The organism is Vibrio sp. 10N.222.49.C12 (genome assembly GCF_041475025.1).
Taxonomy (GTDB): domain Bacteria; phylum Pseudomonadota; class Gammaproteobacteria; order Enterobacterales; family Vibrionaceae; genus Vibrio; species Vibrio crassostreae_C.
Map to the genome: position 1 here is coordinate 1 of NZ_JBFRVF010000123.1, position 5,376 is coordinate 5,376.

Sequence of the window (5,376 nt, forward strand, 5' to 3'; positions counted from 1 at the left end):
TACCTTGAAAAACACCGATATGTAGGGATAGCAGCTATCAGAGCAACGATTAGCCAAAAATTCATTACGTTTCCTATTGTAAATGTGCTTTGCCTCATTATGTTACACTATCAAAAAGCCAACCTGTATACACCCAAGCTTTTTATGTGAGTGTGGCTGAGAATTTTCTGAGGGGACAAAAGTGACTCAGAACAAACGTATAGAAAGTTTGTGACACGCCCCGGTTTACAATTCGTATCTACTACTTCTTAGCTTGCAAGTATTTACTGTAAAGTTAAAAGTACACCAATTGGATAATTGAAAGAGATAGCATTTTCCCTTAGATTATATGCAACACTCCTTATGTAGTTTTGCTGCCATGAAAGAAGAATATTTTAAACCTAGTGTTTGGAATGAAATAAAAGATAACCTTACCTCTGAGCAAGTTGAGACAAGCAATTTCAAAGTCTACTCAATGATAATAACGCCAGAGTTAGCAGAAAAATTATGTCATTACATAGAGCGTGAGAAACTATCGACTTTTAGGCAGTCTACTAAAAATGGAAGGAAAATAAAGTTCCTTTATACTCCTAATTTTTCAGTGAAAATTTACTACAAAAGAGATGGCTCATACTCAATGTGCCTTGTTGATTCAGGTGCAGCAGGACACGGGGGATATGATCTCGAAGAAAAAAGGAAAAAAAGCCTGACAAAGATGGAAGTTTATTTCGCAATCCTAACAAAATACCCTCATCACTTATTATCACTTAGCTGCTCCTCTTCAGAAGCAGATGATATACAGTTCTAGTCCAACACTATTAATTATTAGCATCAAAGTTATTATCAATCCAAGACATTGCTGTAGTGCACCAACGCTCAATGTTTACTTTGCACTGCCTAAGCTCATCTTACCCAGAGAGGCGTATTGGACACATCCCCAAAGTATGTGCGTTGCCGCTTTGGGACAGAAGCGCCCTACATTTGCTCAGCCACTATCCCCTCTACTTTGTGCTTTAGATTTGAACTAGGCACGCCTCATCGGCTTTGAGGTAAGTGGCGGTGAATCCAGCGAGGTCAAACGTCGCGCCGTAGAGACTTATACCATCGGTGTAGTTTGCGTTTCCATCGACATCAACACGCACGTTATCGCGACGCTTGAATGCTGTGATTAAGTTGCTGGGAATTGGCGAGATAGAATACTCAATTTCTTGGTTGTAGCGCCCTTGAAATGTAGTTTTAATGAGAACAACTTTCGCAGAAACTACGGCTATTAAACCTTTATCGGTAGAAAAGCGAAGAGGGAAATTTTTCCCGTAAATATCTACATGGTCGGCAAGATTAGCTTTAAGAGTTAGCGAGAGGGTTCGACTGTCACAATTATTTAGTCGCCTTAGTACGCCAAGGAAGCTGCCGTTCACTGAGTTTGTGGCGTTCATCATTACGTAGTCGTTAACTGAAGCTACGCGCCAAGCTTTGTGCTCCCAAGCTGAAACAACGAGTTTGCCCCTGTTTTCAGAGGTGCTGCTAGTTTTGTATGTTGTGGTGCGATTAGGAGTGATGCTAGTGATTTTGGTGGTTTCGATCTTAGATTTTGTTGTTGTCTGGGTTTGTGGTTGTTTAGCGTAATAGTCGGATATCAAGGTCGCTTGGTAGCCAACAATCACGGCACAAAGAATGATGAAATACCACTTTACTCGGCGTTTACTAGCTTCAATCCTTTTTGCTTTTCTAATGGCTTTGAGTTCGGCCTTACGTTGTTTCTCTAATCTTTGTTGCTCAAGGACTTCCTTGTACTGCTCAAGACTCATGTCGCTTGGTCTGCCAAAAAGCTTATTCGCAAGAGCAAACCCAATCGTCATTTCAATGACCGCAGCACCTGCAAAGATAAGTCCGAAAGCGGCAGATGAGATGATGAACGCGATCGCTGATATAGCCAAGGTACCCACTAGGATAGGGTGGTTAGCTTGATTAAATTCTATTTTTTCTTCTCGTAAAAAACACCAAAGGACCACACCAAGTGCGATCCCAAAGCAAAAGCGTTCTAGCATTTTGGATTGTCCTTAATCCGAATATTTCACTGTAAAACACTATAACCGAAGTAATGACGTTGTACTATTTACTTACATAATAAGTGCTTGCTGTGTCATCCTTTGTTTGCTGTGGCTAAAGTAAGTGGATAATTCGTTGGGTCTCGGGAGGGTAAATGAATAAATATTTTCAATACTCTACTCTAGTCTAGTTGTTATAAAGCTTGACAGTTTTTACTTATGGGTCAACTAAAGTCCAGTTGGGTAATCGCATTGGGACAAAAGCGACTCAGAGTTTGTTGTCAAAAGAATGGGGGGTCATCGATAGATACCCGCACCTAAGCCAAATCGATGAAAATTATCAATGATGTTTAAATGAGGGACCTAAATACCTACATTTGTTGTTATATTTCGCATTGCATGCCTTCCAAGCCTCGGCCTCGTTTTTGTAATAGCCATTGCTATCTTTGGTCGGTGCTGTTATTGAGCTGACGCAACTACCAAAAAATATGAGTACCCCAAAAAAGAGGATGGGAGCGAAGCATCCATTGAATAAACCGCTTGAGGGGGCAGTGAGCCTAGGGTTTGGTTGAGCTGTGGATTTGATAGTTGGCGATCTAGGGTTCGCTTTCTGAACAGTTTTTACTGGTAATTCAACTTTAGGTGCACGACCGTTTACGTTTCTTGCCAGCGCTATAGAGCTTGTAGGTATGCCAGTAAAATCGGCTGTCACAAATTTTACTGATACGGTTGAGGCATTGCACTCTATGACAAGCCCGTTACCCAAATCTGGTCGGGACTTATGAATCACAACATCGCCTTGCTTAAACATCGAACACCTTTACACCATCATTAAAAAGGGTCGGCACTTTCTCATGAAGGTTCGTTTAACTCCACTGATTTTTACTCTTCCTACATTTGTCTGCATCTAAAGCGTTAGCATAACCATCAGCGGTACCAGAGTTATACGAGGTGTAATATTCCCATCGGTTTAATTTCGCTTTGGTCAACAAAGAGCGTGTAGTTTGGGTTTACCACGGGTTCGTAACAAGGTTTTCCTCAAAATCGTTTACAGAGCCAAGAATTGGGACAAAAGCTTGCTAGAGTTATTGTACTAGTCGATAGTAATACACATTAGATTTTGTAGGGGTAGTGAAGGAATCTAACGAATGCCCTCACTCCATTGACCATCACATGTGTTACCCGCAGTGGTTTAACCTTTTAATTTGTAGCCAAATTAACTATTTCACTACACCACGTCACAGACTATTGTAATATTTACATCACACCGCCAAAAAGAAAGTAACACGATGATTTAAAAAGAAAATCAAACAAGACTCCATAATGATACCCTTCCTTATACCCTGTAATTACTAAGATGCATAATATACAGGGGAATAGCATATTAAATACCACTATTTTAGGAAGCTACACTCTAAAACTATTTATGGTTACTTTTGAAGGCAGAGAACTCCAAACAACTGGTGGAATGTGACCGTAACAATTTACTCGCTAAGTCGCAATGGGGCACATTGCGAGATAGAAAATGTTGTTGGTTCACTCTAAATTAGTGGCCAAATTCACTTAGCCACAACAACTTGCTTAATTATACATATATCCACTATCAGTAGACCTAAAATACCAACTTCGATTGGCTTAGGTAATGAAGGTAGTGACTTGGTTTAGGTGGCCAAGTCAGCTATCTTTCATATTGACGGACAATTTAACGCTGACATTTTGTGAGCCCCCGAAAAATAAGAGAGCAGATATATGCAAAGTAATTTCCTCAGTCACTTCATGTCCTTATTATCTATTACTAGCGATTACATCTACTTTAAGGATATGAATTATAGGTTCATATTGTGCAGTCAGAACTTTGCAGAGCTTGTCGGGAAAAACTCATGGAGGGAACTTCACGATAAAGATGACTTTGATCTGTTTCCTCATGAACATGCATTAATGTATCGTAAGGAAGATGAGAAAATAATCGAAGGTCGAATACAGAAAACAACCTCAATCGAACCTTATACAGATAATGAGGGAAATGAGGGCTGGGTATCTACCTGTAAATGGCCTCTTTACAAAGATGGAGGAAGTGAGTTGATAGGAATGTTCGGTATTAGTCGTGATATTACTGAGCAAGTAAAGCTTCAAAAACTTCTTGACCTTAAGGAAAAAGAATTAGTTGAGGCAAATATAAAATTAAAGGAGCTTAGCGAGATTGATCCTTTGACAGGGCTATATAATCGTCGTATTTATTCAGCATATTTAAAAAAAATTTCAGCCTTAGCAATGCGATCTGGTGAGCCCTTGTCACTTCTGATTATAGATATTGATAATTTCAAAAACTACAATGATAATTATGGTCATGCTGCGGGGGATACAACGCTAAAGATAATTTCTAGCCAATTAAGAAAAAATGTGTATAGAGATTCTGATCTACTAGTAAGGTATGGTGGAGAAGAGTTTGTGGCTGTATTGCCCAATACTAACCTCCGTGATGCAAAACATGTCGCAGAAAGAATAAGAAAAAATATACAAGCTGAAGCAATGACTCATGAATACTCTACCGATGCAGGTGTTGTCACGGTAAGTATTGGCATTTCTACTATCAAAGGAAAAGTTATTGATACCGATAACTTGTTTTTACAAGCTGACAATTCCCTTTATAAGGCTAAAACATCGGGAAGGAATAGGTGTGAAGCCTTTTGTTGTGGCTAAGTAATGTTGGCCACTAATTTATAGTTCCTAGGGCGCTTTGGGGCGAAAGCGATTTAGCTAATTACTATCACGTTAGGCTAAATAATCTCTTTAACTGATAGTGTAGTGGATTAGCAAATTTGGTTAGATAGTTAGAGTTCTAGGCATGAAAAAAAGTAAGTCAAATGATGCTTTAGTGAAGAGTTTGTTCAATCGGTCGAAACACACAATGGGGCAAAAGTAAGTTCATCACGCACCCTGCGTGATGGATTTACAACAAAGAAAGGAGAAGAAGTACGTTAAGATGAGTTGTGGAACGGGCTATTGTACATTTGGGAAGCTTGTTGTTTGGTAGTTTGACTACGACCAGAATAGCTTGACTTGACTGGCTAAAGATCAAACTCAGAGTCATCTTTTAATCGGTCATACTCAGCTTTAACAGCTGGGTCGTCAAATGCTTTGAGTTTTAATGATTCCAACCGACTAAGCTTCTTTAAAGTCCAACTTCCATCACCATTATCAATCCACTCTATTGAATCACCTTCATCCCAAGATAAATCTTTCTGTAACTCATCAGGTATTAAGAAGTAGTGATCACCATCTTCATTTTGTTCTATTTTTACTCGCACTGTATGCATGCTCATACTAAATGCATATTTCGGAGCATTCC

General features: G+C 39.4%; 4 protein-coding genes. 2 read left to right on the plus strand and 2 right to left on the minus strand.

The window, feature by feature from the left end:
• Window positions 1–358: 358 nt before the first annotated feature.
• Window positions 359–787 (plus strand): hypothetical protein, encoded by a 429-nt coding sequence (locus AB4583_RS21195; RefSeq protein WP_372119253.1) that lies wholly within the window; start codon window positions 359–361, stop codon window positions 785–787.
• 205 nt (window positions 788–992) lie between these two features.
• On the opposite strand, the gene AB4583_RS21200 is transcribed toward AB4583_RS21195, so the two are convergent.
• Window positions 993–2,027 (minus strand): hypothetical protein, encoded by a 1,035-nt coding sequence (locus AB4583_RS21200; RefSeq protein ID WP_372119256.1) that lies wholly within the window; start codon window positions 2,025–2,027, stop codon window positions 993–995.
• A gap of 1,749 nt (window positions 2,028–3,776) precedes the next feature.
• Here AB4583_RS21200 and AB4583_RS21205 point away from each other — a divergent pair.
• The gene (locus AB4583_RS21205) at window positions 3,777–4,727 is read left to right on the plus strand and encodes a GGDEF domain-containing protein (RefSeq protein WP_102394076.1); all 951 of its coding nucleotides are present in this window, start codon (window positions 3,777–3,779) and stop codon (window positions 4,725–4,727) included.
• A 368-nt stretch (window positions 4,728–5,095) separates the two neighbouring features.
• On the opposite strand, the gene AB4583_RS21210 is transcribed toward AB4583_RS21205, so the two are convergent.
• Window positions 5,096–5,376: hypothetical protein (locus tag AB4583_RS21210; protein WP_372119259.1), on the minus strand; the 281-nt coding region annotated here is incomplete at its 5' end.